The organism is Rhodoblastus sp., from assembly GCF_041915505.1.
GTDB lineage: Bacteria > Pseudomonadota > Alphaproteobacteria > Rhizobiales > Beijerinckiaceae > Rhodoblastus.
In genome coordinates this window covers 1-2,290 of the sequence record NZ_JAYSBG010000467.1, presented here as the reverse complement: position 1 = coordinate 2,290, position 2,290 = coordinate 1, and the positions used below count along the sequence as shown (strand labels likewise).

The window sequence follows — 2,290 nt, the reverse complement described above, 5'->3', positions numbered from 1 at the left end:
GCTCGGCCTCGCGCGGCGTGTGGCGCTCGCGCGGGCCTTCGCCATCGCGCCGCAGCTCGTGCTGCTGGACGAGCCCTTCGCCTCGCTCGACCGCGCGCTGCATCTGCGCCTGCGCGCGCTGCTGGCGAGCCGTATCGACGCGCAAAAGATCACCGCGCTGATCGCCACCCATGACCTCGACGACGCCTTGCTGCTGGCCGACGAAGTCATTTTTCTCGACCACGCGCCGGCGCGCATCCGGGGCCGGCTGTCGATCGCGGAACCGCGTGGCGCGCGTGACGAAATTCTTACAAAACTAAGGGCTTCCGCGGCAATTTATCACGTGATCGAAGAGCCGGGGAATGGTAATTCGGAAGGCGCGTCATAGCCCGTCGAAAGACGGGCGTCTTTGACACCCCTTAGCCCGTCGAGACGGGCGTCTTTCGACGCCCTATGGACGCAAGAACAACAATGGGAGCGAACAAATGGGCAGCGCCGCTTTGGCCGAAAAGGTCTCCGCGCCAACCGACCTTCTGACGCCGGAAGAATTCGAAGCCGCCATCCGCGCCGTTGGCGCCGAGCGGTACCACGACAAGCATATTTTCCACAAAATGCTGCATGGCGGGCAGATGAACAAGGGCCAGGTCCAGGCCTGGGCGCTGAACCGCTATTGCTACCAGGACGCCGTGCCGCGCAAGGACGCGGCGCTGATGGCCCGCACCGATGACCGCGCGCTGCGCCGCGAATGGATCCATCGCATGCACGACCATGACGGCCTGGAGGAAGAAGAAGGCGGCATCGAGCGTTGGCTGGTCCTGACCGACGGGCTTGGGCTGGACCGCTCCTATGTCATCGCGAAGGACGGCGCCCTGCCCGCCACGCGCTTCGCCGTCGAGGCCTATGTGCGCTATGTGACCGAGCAGCCGCTGGTCGTCGCCGTCGCCTCCTCGCTGACCGAATTATTCGCGCCGAAGATTCATCGCGAGCGCATTTCCGGCATGCTGGAGAATTACAGCTTCGTCAGCGACGATGTGATGGCCTATTTCAAGCGCCGCCTGTCGCAGGCGCCGCGCGACGCCGATTTCGCATTGGACTATGTGAAGACCCACGCCAAGACGCGGGCCGAACAGGACGCCTGCGTGAAGGCGGTGCAGTTCAAATGCAATGTGCTGTGGGCGCAGCTCGACGCGCTTTATCTCGCTTATGTGCAGGGCATGATCCCGCCGGGAGCGTTTGTCCCCAAACCGTAGCGATCGATCCATCGCGACGGGCTTCCCTTCTCCCCTTAGGCCGTTCGGAAGAACGGCCGTCCTCGCGGACGCCCTATGGCGGGAGAAGGTGGCGCGTCAGCGCCGGATGAGGGGTCCGTCACGGCGCCCCCTCATCCATCTCGCCTTCGGCGAGCCACCTTCTCCCGCAAGGGGAGAAGGGGCTGCGGCGCTCACGCCAGATTTTTGCGCGGGAATCCCGGCGTCACCCAGACTTTGCCGGCCTTGGTTACGCCATAGGCTTCGGCGTCGAAACGTTTCAACAATTTCGCGCCCTCGTCCGGGCCGACCACCGAAACCGTGGTCGACAACGCATCAGCCACCACCGCCGTCGGCGCGATCACCGTCACGCAAGCGAAGGACGCCGGCGAATAGCCCGTGCGCGGGTCGAGAATGTGGTGGCGCGAGAAATCCTCCGACCATGTATAGGCGTAATCGCCCGCCGTCGCCATGCAGCCGCTGACCGGCGCCGTGCCGAGCATGGCGTCGCGCTGGCGGGGATGGCGCACCGCCGCGGTCCATTCGCGATCATTGGCGGCATGGCCGAGCGATTCCATCTCGCCCGTATCGACGAAAGCCTGTTTGACGCCGCGCTCCGCCAAAAGCTTGGCCACGCTGTCGGCCGCATAGCCATGGGTCAGACTGTTCAGCGTGATGCCCATGCCGGGCGTCTCAAAAGAAATCGCCGCTTCATCGTGACAGATGCGCTGCTGGCCGATCAAGGCGCGCGCTGGCGCGGCCTCCTCCTCGGTCGGCCATGCGCCGCGTTTGGCGTAGGAATCGTAGAAAATCCATAGAGGCTGCACGGTCACGTCGAAGGCGCCGTCGCTGGCGCGGTGCATGTCATCCGCGACCCTAAGCATGTCGAGCAAGGCCGGGTCGGGCCGCTCCAGCCGCCCCTCGGCATTGAGGCGGCAGATGTCGCTGCCCGGCGTCGAAAGGCCGGCGATGCGCTCCAGCCGGCGGATCTCCGCGAAGCCCGCATCGAGCGCGGCTTCCGCCTCGCGCTCGTCGAGCCCGACAATGGTCAAGGCGACGCCGGT

At 65.4% G+C, this 2,290-nt stretch carries 2 protein-coding genes and 1 pseudogene; 2 read left to right on the top strand and 1 reads right to left on the bottom strand.

The features are described from left to right. Window positions 1-367: pseudogene (locus ACE3S9_RS18710) on the top strand (hypothetical protein); the annotation flags it as partial. Between the two features lie 97 nt (window positions 368-464). Further along, the gene (gene pqqC / locus ACE3S9_RS18705; protein ID WP_374547982.1) at window positions 465-1,229 is read left to right on the top strand and encodes a pyrroloquinoline-quinone synthase PqqC; all 765 of its coding nucleotides are present in this window, start codon (window positions 465-467) and stop codon (window positions 1,227-1,229) included. A 191-nt stretch (window positions 1,230-1,420) separates the two neighbouring features. Here pqqC and ACE3S9_RS18700 read toward each other — a convergent pair. Continuing rightward, the coding region (locus ACE3S9_RS18700; RefSeq protein WP_374547981.1) for an FAD:protein FMN transferase at window positions 1,421-2,290 on the bottom strand (870 nt) is incomplete at its 5' end.